The organism is Conyzicola nivalis, assembly GCF_040548875.1.
Classification (GTDB): domain Bacteria; phylum Actinomycetota; class Actinomycetes; order Actinomycetales; family Microbacteriaceae; genus Conyzicola; species Conyzicola nivalis_A.
In genome coordinates, this window is sequence record NZ_JBEPSJ010000005.1 from 68,298 (window position 1) to 82,038 (window position 13,741).

Here is a 13,741-nt window from a genome sequence, read left to right on the forward strand (position 1 = left end):
TCGTACTTCGGTGGTGGGTTAGCGCAGGAGCAGGTTGGGCTGCAGGAGGTACTTGTAGTTGTCAGCCCCTGCCTGATCCTTCGAGGACTGGCTGGTGATGAGCACGGGTCCAGGCTTGTTGGGGTTGTCGGTCTTCGTGAACGAGATGCGCACGAACTCCGAGTGCACGGCGCCGAGGCCGTCGAGCAGGAAGGCCGGCTTGAGCGAGACGACGGTGTCGACTCCGGTGAGGAATGCGTCGATCGTCTCGGACGCCTGTGCCTGCTCGGATCCGATGGCCTCGAGGGTGAGGCCGTCGACCGAGAAGGAGAAACGCAGGGCCGCTTCACGCTCGAGCACGAGCGAGACGCGGCGCACGGCCTCGACGAGCTCGGCGGTGTTGATCACGGCGTAGTTGTCGACCACGTCGGGGAAGAGACGCTTGACCGGGGGGAAATTTCCCTTGATCAGCAGCGAGGTGACCGTCTTCTTGTCGGCCTGGAACGCGATCAGCTCGCGTTCGTCGCTCGAGGTGATCGCCACGGAGATCGATCCGCTGTGACCGAAGGTCTTACCGATCTCCATCAGCGTGCGCGCCGGCACGAGCGCGGTGATCACGTCGGTGACCGACTCGTCTGCCGTCCACTCGATTTCGCGAACGGCTACTCGGTAGCGGTCGGTCGCGATCAGCGACAGCTTGTTGTCGGTGATCTCGAGCTGCACGCCCGTGATCACGGGGGTGACGTCGTCGCGTGACGCGGCGACGGCGACCTGGGACACGGCGTTCGCGAAGAGCTCGGCGGGCAGGAACCCGGACTGTGCCGAGACCTGCGGCAGCGTCGGGTACTCCTCGACGGGCATGCTCAGCAGTGTGAAGTGCGCGGATCCGCAGGAGACCGAGATGCGGCCCTCGTCGGTGGCGAAGGTGACGGGGGCGTTGGGGAGTCTGCTCGCGATGTCTGCGAGAAGGCGTCCGGAGACGAGCACCTTGCCCGGCTCGGAGACCTCCGCGGAGATCTCGGTCTGAGCCGATACCTCGTAGTCGAATGACGACAGGGTCAGGCCGGCGTCGGTCGCTTCGATCAGGATTCCACTCAGGATTGGCAGAGTGGTGCGCTGAGGAAGCAACTTCACGGCGAACGAGACTGCCTCGCTGAAGACGTCGCGATTTACCTGGAACTTCACGGAGTAACCCCTGTCACTGATGGATGGTGGTCTGGCCGGTTAATACTGGCACAGGCCGATAGTGCCGAAGAGGCGCAGAGTGCAAGGTTATCTCTCGCTAACCAATAAGGATTTAAAAGAACAACAGTGTTAACCGCTGTGCGAACTGTTAGTAACTACAAGAATTCCGCGGGGCGACTGGAAACTACAACCTTGTGAGTTGTTGACGGCGTGTGGAATCTCACGACAAGTTTTGTAACTACCGCCGAGGCGCTCACAACTCGTTTCCACAGAACCTTGTAATTCGCCAACACCTTTTCCGGCGAGTTCCCCTAGTTATCCACAGGCATTTCATACTGTGTGAAAACTCGCGTCTCGGCTGTTTGCTCAGTTCTTGCCGAAGCGGTGGTTCTGCTTGATGCGGCTCGTCAGCTCGGTCACCTGGTTGTAGATCGACCGGCGTTCCTTCATGAGCTCGGTGATCTTCTTGTTGGCGTACATCACCGTCGTGTGGTCGCGGTTGCCGAACAGCTGGCCGATCTTGGGCAGAGACAGGTTCGTCATCTCCCGGCACAGGTACATGGCGATCTGCCGGGCGGTGGCTACGGCCTGCGACCTCGACGACCCGTACAGGTCGTCGACCGTGAGCTTGAAGTACTCGGCGGTGTGGTTGATGATGTCGACCGGCGCGATCACGTTGTCGTCGTCGAGGGTGATCAGGTCTTTCAGGACCGTCTGCACCAGGGCCAGGTCGACCGGCTGGCGGTTGAGGCTGGCGAAAGCGGTCACCCGGATGAGGGTTCCCTCGAGCTCGCGGATGTTCGACGACACCTTCGACGCCATGTACTCGAGGATCTCGTTGCCGACCTGGAGCTTCTCGCTCTGCGCCTTCTTGCGCAGGATGGCGATGCGCGTCTCGAGGTCGGGCGCCTGCACATCGGTGATGAGGCCCCACTCGAAGCGCGAACGCATGCGGTCTTCGAACCCGGTGAGCGCCTTCGGTGGCAGGTCGCTGGTGATGACCACCTGCTTGTTGTGGTCGTGGAGGGTGTTGAAGGTGTGGAAGAAGGCCTCCTGGGTGGAGTCCTTTCCCTGCAGGAACTGGATGTCGTCGATCAGCAGGATGTCGATGTCGCGGTAGCGGGACTGGAAGACCGATGCCCGGTTGTTCGCGATCGAGTTGATGAAGTCGTTGGTGAACTCCTCGCTGCTGACGTAGCGCACGCGGATTCCCGGGTACAGGCTCTCTGCATAGTGGCCGATGGCGTGCAGGAGGTGGGTCTTGCCCAGACCCGAGTCGCCGTAGATGAACAGCGGGTTGTATGCCTTCGCGGGCGCCTCGGCCACGGCCACGGCCGCCGCGTGGGCGAATCGGTTGGATCCGCCGATGACGAAGTTGTCGAAGTTGTACTTGGGGTTCAGTCGGGAGTCGGATCGTCGGCCGGGCGAGGAGTCAGCGGGCGACGGCACCAGGGTCGGCTCGATGTACGCGGCCTGCTCCCCCAACGGTGCGTCCTGCTCGAGGGAGTCGTGCTGGATGTCGGGGTTGACGACGATCGCGAAGTTGATGACTTCCTGATCCTCGCTGAGGCCGGCGATGGCGTTCAGCAGGGGGAGTCGGATGCGCTGCTCGAGCATTCCGCGAGTTAGTTCGTTCGGTACCTCGAGGTAGAGAGTGCCGGCCATCACACCCTTGGGCTCGACGAGACTGATAAAACCGAGGAGCTGTGGAGTGATCCGTTCGTCAGACGTGAGCCTCGTGAGAACCGATTTCCAAATCTCTGGGGTCGAGTCAGCTATTTCCGCCATGCGATTTATGTTCCTACAATCAAAAAGTTATTCACAACGTTATCCACCGAGGGGATAACTGCCGTGCGTCGGTTATTTACCGGTTCTGGGCCGAAGAATGGCTGAGGCTTCACCTTAGTTCGTACCCCTGTGCACTCACCAACCCCCAGTTATCCCGATGTGGATAACCTTGTGACAACCACCTAAGTTTGACCGCAGGCCTTTAACGCCGTACTTTTAATAGGTTGACTTCTGCCTTCGGGCCAAACCTCGTCTTTCCGGCCTTCAGAGCTGGGCTTTGGAGATACCACTATGAGCAAGAGAACTTTCCAGCCGAACGTACGCAAGCGTTCCAAGGTGCACGGCTTCCGTCTGCGCATGCGCACCCGCGCCGGCCGCGCGATCCTCGGCGCGCGTCGCCGCAAGGGTCGTACCGAGCTTTCCGCGTAGAACTCCCACAGCAGTTCGCCGTGACCCGTGCCTGTCTGACTTCCGTCCCCGTGACGGGCAGTCGACAGGCATGTGGTGGTTGTGCACCCGTTCGTCGTTTCGGTGAGCCTCGTGCTCTCTAAAGCGAACCGTGTTCTCAGCGCCGCCGACTTCAAGTCGTCGGTTCGCCGGGGCCGACGAGTGAACACCGGGCACGCCGTTCTATACGTGACCAACCGCGACGCGGCGCAACCGACGCGGTTCGGATTCATCGTGGGCAAGAACGTCGGAGGCGCCGTCACGCGCAATCTGGTTCGCCGCAGACTCCGTTCTATCGGACGTGAGCTGCTCGTCGACCACTCGACCGGTCGCGATCTGGTGATCCGCGCATTGCCAGGCGTTGAACAACTCGCTTGGGATACCCTTCACTCGGAGATTTACGACGCGGTGAATGGGAGTGTGAGAGGGAGATGACTCGAACGCTGTCATTCCTCTGGCTCCTCCCACGCAACCTGTGTGTGCTCGTTCTGCGCGCGTATCGAGCCGTCATCTCACCCCTGTACGGCGACGTATGTCGCTACTATCCCTCGTGTTCCTCGTACACTCTTCAGGCGATTCAGCATCACGGCGTCGTGCGCGGCGTGTGGCTCGGCTCATTGCGCATCGCGCGCTGCCACCCCTGGGCCGCCGGCGGAGTAGACGACATTCCAGCGCGACCGACCGAGCGGTACTCGGTAACAGACTTCGGTTTTGTCGTCGCACATAGCCATGGAAAGGGCTGACCCCACCAATGCCAGATCTCATCGGAACAGTACTGTGGCCCATCAAGTGGGTCATCGAGGCGATCCTCGTCGCGTTCCACACAGTGCTGACCACGCTGGGTCTCGACCCTTCCGCCGGATTGACCTGGGTGCTGTCGATCGTGGGCCTCGTGCTCGTGGTTCGCGCGGCCCTGATCCCCATCTTCGTTCGTCAGATCAAGAGCCAGCGGCGGATGCTCGAGGTAGCGCCGCAGCTCAAGAAGATCCAGGACAAGTACAAGGGGAAGAAAGACCAGTTCTCACGCGAGGCGATGTCCCGCGAGACGATGGAGCTCTACAAGAAGACGGGCACCAACCCGCTCGCCTCCTGTCTCCCGCTGCTCATCCAGATGCCGATCTTCTTCAGCCTGTTCTCCGTTCTTCAGGAGGCCAACAAGGGCCAGCAGGGTGTCGGGCTTCTCTCCAAGGAGCTCTCAGAGAACTTCGGCGAGGCGTCGCTGTTCGGCATCGCTCCCCTGCACGACAGCATTCAGAGCGCCGCTGCTGACAACCCCGTGAACGTCGTGGTCATCGTCATCGCCGTCGTGATGGTGATCATCATGACCGCCTCGCAGTTCATCACGCAGCTGCAGATCATGTCGAAGAACCAGTCGCCCGAGATGAAGGCGAGCCCGACGTACAAGCAGCAGCGCGTTCTTCTCTACATCCTTCCGCTGGTGTTCGCATTCTCCGGCTTCGCCTTCCCCATCGGCGTGATGTTCTACTGGCTGACATCCAACATCTGGACCATGGTTCAGCAGTTCATCGTCATCCGGAACATGCCCACACCCGGCAGCGAGGCGGCATTCGCCCGCGAGAGCCGCATGGCCAAGAAGCGCCAGCGCCGCGGCATCACGGTGACCGAGATGGAAGCGACTCCCGCAGTCGAAGAAGTGAAGAAGCCGCAGCAGCGTGTGCAGCCCGTCAGTAAGAACCGCGCCAAGAAGCAGACTGGAAACAAAAAGTGAGCGACGTGACCGAGACCGAAACGCCCATCGCCCCCGAAGACACCGACGCGCCGATCGAGGCGACGGATGTCCCGACCACGGGTCAGCTCGAAGAGGAAGGCGAGATCGCCGCCGACTACATCGAAGAGCTGCTCGACATCACCGATCTCGACGGTGACATCGAGATCGACACCCGCAGCGGACGCGCCTATGTCTCGGTGAACTCCAGCGAGGACACCAACCTGCGTCTGCTCTCCCGCCCAGATACTGTCGCCGCTCTTCAGGAGCTCACGCGCATCGCCGTGCAGACCAAGACCGGATCGTTCTCCCGCCTTATCCTCGACGTCGGCGGATCACGTGAGGCGCGCGTCGCCGAGCTGACCATACTCGTCGACAAGGCGGTCGAACGCATCGAAGCCGGCGCGGAGTCCGCCGCCCTCCCGGCGATGTCCTCGTACGAGCGCAAGCTCGTCCACGATGTCGTGGCAGAGCGTGGCTTCACCTCGCAGTCCGAGGGCGAAGGTCGCGACCGCCACACCGTCATCACACGCGCCTAGTTTCACGTGAAACATTGAACGACATCGCACTAGAGACCGAGCCAGCCCAGGCAGCCGAGCTGTTCGGCGACCGGATCGAACTGGCCCGCACTTTCACGGCCGACCTGGCGCGCCGCGGCGAGGAGCTCGGGCTGATCGGTCCGCTAGAACTCCCCCGCCTGTGGACACGGCACATCCTGAACTCCGTCCTCGTCGCACCGCTCCTCTCCCCCGGTGTGGTCGGCGACATCGGCAGCGGAGCAGGGCTCCCCGGTATCGTCCTCGCGATCGCGCGTCCCGATGTCTCGTTCGTACTCATCGAGCCGATGGAGCGACGCGTCGACTGGCTGACCCGTGAGTCCGCGGACCTCGGGCTCGAGAACGTCAGGGTGATTCGTGCTCGCGCCGAAGAGACGAAGCTCGATTGGCCGCTCGACCAGGTCACCGCCCGCGCCGTGAGCGCGCTTTCCACACTCATTCCGCTCACCGCGCCGTTGGTCAAGGCTGGCGGCGAGATGATCTTTATGAAAGGTGCGCGCGTCGACGACGAGGTTCTCGCTGCCGCAAAGGCCATCCGCAAGGCGCGCCTGACCAACGTCGAGGTGCTCGTGCTCGGTGAGGGCGTCGTGCCAGAGGTCACCCGGGTCTTTCGGGCTACAGTTGATTGATCGTGTATCACTCTCGGTAAGGCATTGAGGCGTGTGCAGCGGTAAGACCCGGCTCGGATGGGCGAACATTTAATGTGCCGACCATCGAGTGCAGCATCTCCCGGCCGCAGGCCCCAGCTAAGAAGGTTTCACGTGAAACATCCCGAAGGCCAGAGCGCCACGGAAACTACCCTCGTGGGGGTTGATCGGTGAATTCGACCCCTTCGATGGGCGGGTTAATCCGTTCCTCGGGCTCTCGGAGCGTTCCTGAGACCCTGCATCCGCTCGTAGAGCCGGGACAGAGCGTCACCGGTTCGCTAGAAACGGCTCCTGTGGCCCCGAAACCGCCCGTTTCGACCACTCCCCCGGCCGCGGCGACGCCGAAGTTCGACGATTCGACCCCGCTCGCGCGGGAGTTGGCCGACATCACGCGCCGCCGCCAGGCCCTGGCCGTCGAGAACCTCCCTCTGCCATCGTCGCCCCGCGTCTTCACGGTCGCCAACCAGAAGGGCGGCGTGGGCAAGACGACCACCACGGTCAATCTGGCTGCGGCGCTCGCTCGCAACGGCGCCCGCGTACTCGTCATCGACCTTGACCCCCAGGGCAATGCATCCACAGCTCTCGGTGTCGAGCATCGTTCCGACACGATCAGTGTCTACGACGTGATCATCAATGACGAGCCGATCGCGAACGTCATCCAGAAGAGCCCGGAGTTCGAGGCGCTCTACTGCCTTCCCGCGACGATCCACCTCGCAGGCGCCGAGATCGAGCTGGTCTCCCTCGTAGCTCGCGAGCAGAGACTGCGCACGTCACTGGACAAGTTCCTCGCGGAGACGCCGGAGCCGTTCCACTACGTGTTCATCGACTGTCCTCCGTCTCTGGGACTGCTCACTATCAACGCGTTCGTTGCCGCTCGCGAGGTTCTCATCCCGATCCAGTGCGAGTACTATGCACTCGAGGGCCTCAGCCAGTTGCTCAACAACATCAAGCTGATCGAAAGGCACCTCAACCCCGTGCTCACGGTCTCGACGATCCTTCTCACGATGTACGACTCGCGCACCAACCTGGCCAATCAGGTTGCCGATGACGTGCGCAACCACTTCCCCAAGGAAGTACTCAAGACTCTGATCCCCCGCTCGGTGCGCATTTCCGAGGCGCCGAGCTATGGACAGAGCGTGATCAGCTACGACCCCAGTTCCCCCGGATCGCTCTCCTACCTGGAGGCGGCCGCGGAGATCGCACGACGAGGAGCACCCGCCTGATGGCAAGCCCAAAGAGAACCGGACTAGGCCGCGGAATCGGCGCTCTCATTCCCGTCAGTGAAGACACCGAGGCTCAGCGCCCCGTCGACGTGTTCTTCCCCGCCACGACGGCAGAGAAGCAGGGTCTGCTGTCGGTGCCGGGAGCCCGCCTCGCCAACCTCAGTCCGGCAGACATCGTTCCCAACGCTGTGCAGCCGCGCACGGAGTTCCGAGACGAGGAGCTCGCCGAGCTCGTCGTCTCGATCCGTGAGATCGGCGTGCTGCAGCCCATCGTGGTGCGACCGCTCGCCGGCGCCGTCGACGGGGGCCCTCAGTACGAGCTCATCATGGGCGAACGTCGCCTCCGCGCGACGAAACAGCTCGGGCTCACCAGCATTCCGGCCGTCATCAAGAACACCGCCGATGAAGACATGCTCCGGGATGCTCTTCTCGAGAACCTGCACCGGGCGAACCTCAATCCGCTGGAAGAGGCATCCGCCTACCAGCAGCTTCTGGCCGACTTCGGCATCACACAGGAGCAGCTCGGTGACCGGATCGGTCGTTCGCGCCCGCAGATCACCAATACTCTGCGTCTCCTGCGCCTTCCGGAGCCGATTCAACGTCAGGTGGCGTCTGGCGTGCTCAGCGCCGGCCACGCTCGGGCGATTCTGTCGGTCGTGGAGCCCGCCGCCATGGAACGCCTCGCGGCGAAGATCGTCAACGAGGAGCTGTCGGTGCGTGCCGCCGAGGCCGCCGCGGGCCAGGCCGCTCCCAAGCCCAAGCAGGCGAAGCCGGAAGCCGGTCGTCGTCAGGGCCAGTTGAACGAGATCGCGGAGAGCCTCGGCGACCGCCTCAACACCCGGGTCAAGGTGAGCCTCGGGGCAAGCAAGGGCACGATCGTGATCGACTTTGCGACCGTTGGAGATCTCAACCGCATTCTCGGGGAGCTCGGTCAGGACGGTTTCCGCCGCTAGAGCCTCGTAAACGCAGTCCCGGTCGCCTTCTGGTGGCCGGGATTGCGCCATTTAAGGCCACAGGAAGCATCTGGGGGCGCCCACTCCCCCGTCTGGCGCGGCGGTCCGGGCGGGCGTGAGCGCAGATTCGCTTCTGACAGGGGTGTTTCACGTGAAACATGAGCCGAGGGCCGAGGGCCGAGGGCCCTGAGCCGAGGGCCGAGGGCCGAGGGCCGAGTCCTGAGTCCCGAGTCCCGAGTCCCGAGACGCGGGTGCGCGGTGCGGGGTGCGCGGTGCGGGGTGACGGGTGCCGGGTGCGCGTGCCGGGCCCCGGGTGCGCGGTGCCGTGTGTAAGGCTCGATGTGACGTGTGCCGCGCACGGTGCACCGTGCACCGCGCGCCGCGTGAAGCGCACCACGCACCGCGTGAAGCGCACCACGCACCGCGTGAAGCGAACCACGCACCGCGTGAAGCGAACCGCGTGAAGCGAACCGCGTGAAGCGCACCGCGCACCGCGCACCGCGTGAAGCGCACCGCGCGAAGTTGCGCCGCGCGTTCTCTGCCGGCTACGATCTGCCGTCTGCAGCCTGCCGTCCTCGTTGGCGCTCTCTGCTGCGGTGCTCGGTCCGTCGCTTATCGGTCGCCGCGTAGGGTTTCGCGCGTTGAGGGCCCGAAGTTCCCGTGCGCTCCGCTCGTGTAGGCGCTCTTCCTCTCTGCGGGACAGGGCGCCATCGTGCGCTCGAGGTCGGGTCGGCGGGGTTGCCCGGCGTGTGGCGGTCGGAATTCACAGGTACGACGGGGTGGGCCCGGTGAAGGCGATCGCGTCCAAGAGCGCAGGAGGCGCGTTTCACGTGAAACATTCTTGAGCGCACAGTCTGGGCCCGGACATTCCGGATAGTCCGGTCTCGGGGCGGTCCGCTCGTCACTTCGGTCGCTCGCATGGGTGCTGCCCACTCCCCCGTGTGGCCAGCGGGTCGACCGCCCCCGGTGCACCACACGCCGCCTGGGTGATCTCGGGCGCTGCGGATACACCGCGGGATTCGCACGCATCGAGCGGTGCTGCGCGCGCCTTGCCCCGACACCGCGTGGAAAGGGTGTTGTGGATGCACGGGGTGCACGGGGTGCACGGGATGCACGGGGTGCAGGGGCGCCGCAGACGGCGGGCGGGGTATTGCGCCCGCTTCCAACGGCCCCAGCCCGCAAATTCACAGACGGATGGCGTCGACTGGTCGAGCGGGCTCGAGACGCCGGCCGAAGTAGGTGCCCGAGCTATGACCGCTAGGCACAATCGTCGCTCTCTGGGGACGCATCTCGCCCAATCCGATCAGCGTGGAGTCGCCGCTTTCACGAACTCCGGCGGCGCCAAGAAGACCGTTGCCCACGGAACAATATGCCCCTGATCGGGCATTAATACGAAGCATACGCCCCATGTTTCACGTGAAACGTCAGGCGCTCGCCTCACGAATGGCCGCCTCGGCGAGAGCCGAGTAGACCCAGCCGACGTCGTGTCCGGCGGCCTCGAGAGCGAGCGGGAAGAGAGAGGTCTCGGTGAGCCCGGGCAGGGTGCTTGCCTCCAGGAACCACGGGGTTCCCGCTCCGTCGACGATGAGGTCGATGCGCGAGATATGCCTGAGCCCGAGAGCGAGGTGTGCCGTGATGGCCACCTCGGCCGCGCGCGCGGCGACCTCGTCGCTGATCCGCGCCGGCGCGTAGTACCGGGTCTCCCCCGCCGTGTAACGAGCCTCGAACGTGTAGACGCCGGAGACGGGCTCGATCTCGATGGCGGGGAGAGCGACCGGGCCGTCGCCGGTGTCGATGATGCTCACGGCGATCTCCACGCCGACGATCTTCTGCTCGATGAGCGCGACGTCGGAGTAGGTGTACGCGTTGACCATGGCGCGGGGCAGCTCGTCGATGGTGTCGACGATGCTGACGCCCTGGGCTGAGCCGCCCTGCGCGGGCTTGACGACGACGGGCACGGGGAGTTCCGCCGAGATGATGTCGAGGACGGCGCTGGCGCCGAGCTCACGGAACGTGTCACGCGGCAGGGTGATCGAGGGCGGTGTCGGCACACCCGCGCGGCTCACCACGACCTTGGCGGTCGGCTTGTCCCAGGCGAGGCGAGAGGCGTCGGCGTGCGAGCCCACGAACGGAATGCCGAGGAAGTCGATGAGGCCGCGGAGTGCCCCGTCTTCGCCGCTGGCGCCGTGCAGAGCCGGCCAGATCACATCGGGACGCGCCGACTTGAGGTAGCCGAGCAGTGACGCGTCGGGGTCGCGCATCACGACCTCGATGCCGTGCTGGGCCAGGCTGTCGGAGACGCGGCGTCCGGAGCGGAGCGAGACGTCGCGCTCGTGGGAGAGGCCTCCGGCGAGGACGACGATCGTGCGGGGGGTGGAGTCACTCATGCTGTCTGTGCCCTAATCGATGTTCGGCGGCGGGCTGGTGACCCGGTCGGAGGAGGTGACGGTGTCGAGCTGCCCGGTGCCGGCGAAGGTCTCGAGCAGCTCTGTCTCGCCGTTGATGACCTTGGTGAGCCGGCGCACGCCGAGCCGGATCGCGTCGGGCGTGGGGTAGCAGAACGACAGGCGGATGTTGTGGCGACCGTCGCCGTCGGCGAAGAACGCGGTGCCCGGCGTGTACGCGACGAGCTCCTTGACGGCGCGCGGAAGCATCGCCTTCGAGTCGAGATGCTGCGGCAGGGTGAGCCAGACGTAGAAGCCGCCGGTCGGATTGGTCCAGGTGAGGTCGGGCAGGTGTTCAGACAAAGAGCTGACCAGCGCCTCTTTACGCTCGCGATAGATCCCGCGGAACGTGTCGATCTGGCCACGCCAGTCGGCTCCGGAGAAGTACGAGGTGATGACGTTCTGGGTGAACGCGCTCGGCGAGAGCACCGCGGACTCGTTGGCCAGGATGAGCTTCTCGCGGATCGCGTGGGGGGCCACGGCCCAGCCGACGCGCAGGCCGGGTGCGAAGGTCTTCGAGAACGTGCCGAGGTAGATGATGCCGTCGGTGTCTACCGACCGCATCGCCTGGGGCGGCGGGCCGTCGAAATAGAGCAGCCCGTATGGGTTGTCCTCGAGGATGAGGATGTTGTTCGAGCGGGCGATCTCGATGATCTCGAGCCGGCGCTCCCAGCTCAGGGTGACACCGGCGGGATTGTGGAAGTTCGGGATCAGGTAGAGCAACTTGATGGTCTTGCCAGCGGCGCGCGTGCGCGTGATCGTCTCGCGAAGCGACTCGGGAACCATTCCGTCGTTGTCGGTCGCGACGTGCACGACGTCGGCCTGGTACGAGCGGAAGACTCCGATAGCGCCGACGTAGCTGGGGCTCTCGGCGAGGATCACGTCGCCTTTGTCGATGAACAGCTTGGTGACGAGGTCGAGGGCCTGCTGGGATCCGGTGGTCACGACGACGTCGTCGACGCTCGCACGGATGCCCTCGAGCGCCATGACCTCGAGGATCTGTTCGCGGATGGCCGGGGTGCCCTGTCCGGATCCGTACTGGAGCGCCTCGGGGCCGTTGTCACGCATAACGCGCTCCAGGGCGGAGCTGACGAGCTCGGGGGGCAGCGCCGAGACGTAGGGCATGCCGCCGGCCAGGGAGACGACCTCGGGTCTGGAGGCGACGGCGAACAGGGCTCGTACTTCGGAGGCGCTCAGGCCGGCCGTGCGGTCGGCGTAGTGTCCGTACCACGGGTCAAGGTTGTTTCCCGTGTTTGTTCCCGGTGTCGGGCCCTGTGTAGTCATGAAGAATTCCCGTTCGATCGTTGTTCAAGGATATGGGCTCGCCACGCGATGCCACGTAGATACAGAAAAGCCCCGCCCGAGTCAGTCTCGGGCGGGGCTTCTGCGCTGTAGTGGTGACTACGCGAGGAACTCCGCCAGGTCGGCCTCGATGGCCGGCTTGGGCTTGGCGCCGATGATGGTCTTGACGACCTCGCCGCCCTTGAAGACCTTCATCGCGGGGATGGAGGTGATCTGGTATTTCATGGCGATCTCGGGGTTGTCGTCGACGTTGAGCTTGACGATCTTGATCTTGGAGGAGTGCTCCGAGGCGATCTGGTCGAGGATCGGGGAAACCGCGCGACACGGGCCGCACCACTCGGCCCAGAAGTCCACCATGATGGTGTCTTCCGAGTTGAGGACCTGGTCGGTGAACGTGGCGTCGGTGACGTCTACAGCAGTGGACATAGCTTTCCTTCTTTCGTGGTGTGCAGGGGCTGCCGGTTAGACGGCTACGGCCTCTACGACGGTTTCGGTTGCGTTGGCGGCCTGGACAGCCGACCCAACCAGGTCTTTCGGGAGCGAGGCCAGATAGTGCTCGGCGTCGAGGGCCGCGACGGTGCCGGAGGCGGCCGCAGTGACCGCCTGGCGGTACGTGGGGTCGACGACGTCTCCGGCGGCGAAGACACCGGTGAGGTTCGTACGCGAGGTACGGCCCTGCACGGCGATCGTGCCCTCGGTGGTCAGGTCGAGCTGACCGTGCACGAGGTGCGTGCGGGGGTCGGCGCCGATCGCGATGAACAGGCCGCCGAGGTTGACCGTCGTCTCCGAACCGTCGACCGTGTCGACGAGGCCGACGCCGTTCACGAGGCCGTCGCCGTAGATGTGCGCGACCTCTTTGTTCCAGAGGAACTCGATCTTCGGGTCGGCGAACGCGCGGTCCTGCATGACCTTGGATGCTCGCAGCTCGTCCTTGCGGTGGATCACGTAGACCTTGTCGGCGAAACGGGTGAGGAACGTGGCCTCTTCCATCGCCGAGTCGCCGCCGCCGACGACCGCGATCGTCTTCTTGCGGAAGAAGAACCCGTCGCAGGTGGCACACCACGACACGCCCTGGCCGCTGAGACGCTCTTCGTCTTCGAGACCCAGCTTGCGGTACGCGGAGCCGGTCGCGAAGATGACCGCGAGAGCCTCGTGCGTGTCGCCGTTGCCGAGCGTCACCGACTTGATTTGACTCGTCAGGTCGAGCGACACGACGTCGTCGAGGATCACCTCGGTGCCGAACCGCTCGGCCTGGGCCTGCATGGCGACCATCAGGTCGGGCCCCTGGATCCCCTCGGGGAACCCGGGGAAGTTGTCGACCTCGGTGGTCTTCATAAGCTCGCCGCCGGCCTCGACCGAGCTCGCGATAAGCAGGGGGGCCAGGTTGGCTCGAGCCGCGTAGATGGCCGCGGTGTATCCGGCGGGGCCGGAGCCGATGATGATTACTTGACGCACGGAATCTCCTTGTGGGCTTGCGATAGCCGGTATAA

General features: G+C 64.3%; 14 protein-coding genes. 8 read left to right on the forward strand and 6 right to left on the reverse strand.

Annotated elements, in window-relative coordinates; genetic code table 11:
* Positions 1-18 precede the first annotated feature (18 nt).
* Positions 19-1,164, reverse strand: a complete 1,146-nt coding sequence (gene dnaN / locus ABIE21_RS16570; protein WP_354025959.1) for a DNA polymerase III subunit beta — start codon at positions 1,162-1,164, stop codon at positions 19-21.
* A 366-nt stretch (positions 1,165-1,530) separates the two neighbouring features.
* Entirely contained in the window at positions 1,531-2,952 is a 1,422-nt protein-coding gene (gene dnaA, locus ABIE21_RS16575) for a chromosomal replication initiator protein DnaA (protein WP_354025960.1), read from the reverse strand.
* 291 nt (positions 2,953-3,243) lie between these two features.
* On the opposite strand from dnaA, the gene rpmH reads away from it, so the two are divergent.
* From rpmH to ABIE21_RS16615, 8 genes are all read left to right on the forward strand, one after another.
* Positions 3,244-3,381, forward strand: coding sequence for a 50S ribosomal protein L34 (gene rpmH / locus ABIE21_RS16580; RefSeq protein ID WP_354025961.1), 138 nt, complete (start codon positions 3,244-3,246; stop codon positions 3,379-3,381).
* 102 nt (positions 3,382-3,483) lie between these two features.
* Entirely contained in the window at positions 3,484-3,834 is a 351-nt protein-coding gene (gene rnpA / locus ABIE21_RS16585) for a ribonuclease P protein component (protein WP_354025962.1), read from the forward strand.
* Positions 3,831-4,142: a membrane protein insertion efficiency factor YidD gene (gene yidD, locus ABIE21_RS16590; protein ID WP_354025963.1), complete on the forward strand. Its 312-nt coding sequence runs from the start codon at positions 3,831-3,833 to the stop codon at positions 4,140-4,142. The genes rnpA and yidD overlap by 4 nt, the downstream gene beginning before the upstream one ends.
* An 8-nt stretch (positions 4,143-4,150) precedes the next feature.
* Positions 4,151-5,128, forward strand: coding sequence for a membrane protein insertase YidC (yidC, locus tag ABIE21_RS16595; RefSeq protein WP_354025964.1), 978 nt, complete (start codon positions 4,151-4,153; stop codon positions 5,126-5,128).
* A 53-nt stretch (positions 5,129-5,181) separates the two neighbouring features.
* The gene (locus ABIE21_RS16600) at positions 5,182-5,664 is read left to right on the forward strand and encodes a protein jag (RefSeq protein ID WP_354026201.1); all 483 of its coding nucleotides are present in this window, start codon (positions 5,182-5,184) and stop codon (positions 5,662-5,664) included.
* 14 nt (positions 5,665-5,678) lie between these two features.
* A complete protein-coding gene (gene rsmG / locus ABIE21_RS16605) occupies positions 5,679-6,311 on the forward strand; it encodes a 16S rRNA (guanine(527)-N(7))-methyltransferase RsmG (RefSeq protein ID WP_354025965.1) in 633 nt (210 codons plus the stop codon).
* A 311-nt stretch (positions 6,312-6,622) separates the two neighbouring features.
* Positions 6,623-7,552: a ParA family protein gene (locus tag ABIE21_RS16610; protein ID WP_354025966.1), complete on the forward strand. Its 930-nt coding sequence runs from the start codon at positions 6,623-6,625 to the stop codon at positions 7,550-7,552.
* A complete protein-coding gene (locus ABIE21_RS16615; protein WP_354025967.1) occupies positions 7,552-8,505 on the forward strand; it encodes a ParB/RepB/Spo0J family partition protein in 954 nt (317 codons plus the stop codon). The genes ABIE21_RS16610 and ABIE21_RS16615 overlap by 1 nt, the downstream gene beginning before the upstream one ends.
* 1,424 nt (positions 8,506-9,929) lie before the next feature.
* Here ABIE21_RS16615 and ABIE21_RS16620 read toward each other — a convergent pair.
* The 4 genes from ABIE21_RS16620 to trxB all read right to left on the reverse strand — a co-directional run bounded on the left by ABIE21_RS16620 (position 9,930) and on the right by trxB (position 13,706).
* A complete protein-coding gene (locus ABIE21_RS16620; protein ID WP_354025968.1) occupies positions 9,930-10,892 on the reverse strand; it encodes a D-alanine--D-alanine ligase family protein in 963 nt (320 codons plus the stop codon).
* Positions 10,893-10,904: 12 nt separating this feature from the next.
* Positions 10,905-12,233 carry a PLP-dependent aminotransferase family protein gene (locus tag ABIE21_RS16625; protein ID WP_354025969.1) on the reverse strand — a complete coding sequence of 443 codons (1,329 nt, stop codon included), beginning with the start codon at positions 12,231-12,233 and terminating at the stop codon, positions 10,905-10,907.
* Positions 12,234-12,350: 117 nt separating this feature from the next.
* Complete coding sequence (gene trxA / locus ABIE21_RS16630) at positions 12,351-12,677, reverse strand: thioredoxin (protein WP_354025970.1); 327 nt, start codon at positions 12,675-12,677, stop codon at positions 12,351-12,353.
* A 36-nt stretch (positions 12,678-12,713) separates the two neighbouring features.
* Positions 12,714-13,706 carry a thioredoxin-disulfide reductase gene (trxB, locus tag ABIE21_RS16635; protein ID WP_354025971.1) on the reverse strand — a complete coding sequence of 331 codons (993 nt, stop codon included), beginning with the start codon at positions 13,704-13,706 and terminating at the stop codon, positions 12,714-12,716.
* Positions 13,707-13,741: the final 35 nt, after the last annotated feature.

Coding starts and splice junctions, on each gene's coding strand:
- trxA (WP_354025970.1), bottom strand. CDS start 12,677: ATGTCCACTGCTGTAGACGTCACCGACGCCACGTTCACCGACCAGGTC.
- ABIE21_RS16620 (WP_354025968.1), bottom strand. CDS start 10,892: ATGAGTGACTCCACCCCCCGCACGATCGTCGTCCTCGCCGGAGGCCTC.
- yidC (WP_354025964.1), top strand. CDS start 4,151: ATGCCAGATCTCATCGGAACAGTACTGTGGCCCATCAAGTGGGTCATC.
- dnaA (WP_354025960.1), bottom strand. CDS start 2,952: ATGGCGGAAATAGCTGACTCGACCCCAGAGATTTGGAAATCGGTTCTC.
- yidD (WP_354025963.1), top strand. CDS start 3,831: ATGACTCGAACGCTGTCATTCCTCTGGCTCCTCCCACGCAACCTGTGT.
- rpmH (WP_354025961.1), top strand. CDS start 3,244: ATGAGCAAGAGAACTTTCCAGCCGAACGTACGCAAGCGTTCCAAGGTG.
- ABIE21_RS16625 (WP_354025969.1), bottom strand. CDS start 12,233: ATGACTACACAGGGCCCGACACCGGGAACAAACACGGGAAACAACCTT.
- ABIE21_RS16615 (WP_354025967.1), top strand. CDS start 7,552: ATGGCAAGCCCAAAGAGAACCGGACTAGGCCGCGGAATCGGCGCTCTC.